Origin of the sequence: Frankia sp. Mgl5 (assembly GCF_023242985.1) — a bacterium.
Lineage (GTDB): Bacteria > Actinomycetota > Actinomycetes > Frankiales > Frankiaceae > Parafrankia > Parafrankia soli.
In genome coordinates this window covers 1-424 of record NZ_JALKFY010000484.1, presented here as the reverse complement: position 1 = coordinate 424, position 424 = coordinate 1, and the positions used below count along the sequence as shown (strand labels likewise).

At 70.0% G+C, this 424-nt stretch carries 1 pseudogene; it reads left to right on the top strand.

Features of this window, described 5'->3' with window-relative positions:
* Window positions 1-424: pseudogene (locus MXD62_RS10250) on the top strand (DDE-type integrase/transposase/recombinase); the annotation flags it as partial.

The window sequence follows — 424 nt, the reverse complement described above, 5'->3', positions numbered from 1 at the left end:
TTTACGCCCCTGCTCGCCGAGGCCGCGCGGCCGTGCCGGCACCGACCCGGCGACAGGTAGTTCATCGACGAGACCTACCTGAAGGTCGCCGGCCGCTGGACCTACCTGTACCGGGCCGTTGACCAGCACGGACAGGTCATCGACGTCCTCGCCAGCACGCGCCGCGACCAAGCCGCCACCCGCCGGTTCTTCGTCCGGGCACTGTCTCATCGCCGGCGGCCGGTGGAGGTCACCACCGACAAGGCCCCGGTCTACCCGCGGGTCCTGGACGACCTGGTGCCCGAGGCCTGTCACGTCGACGCGGCCCGGGAGAACAACCGGATCGAAGCCGATCATGGCCGGCTCAAAGCCCGACTCCGGCCGATGCGCGGCCTGAAACGGCTCCGCTCGGTCCAGACGATCAGCACCGGGCACGCTCTTGTTC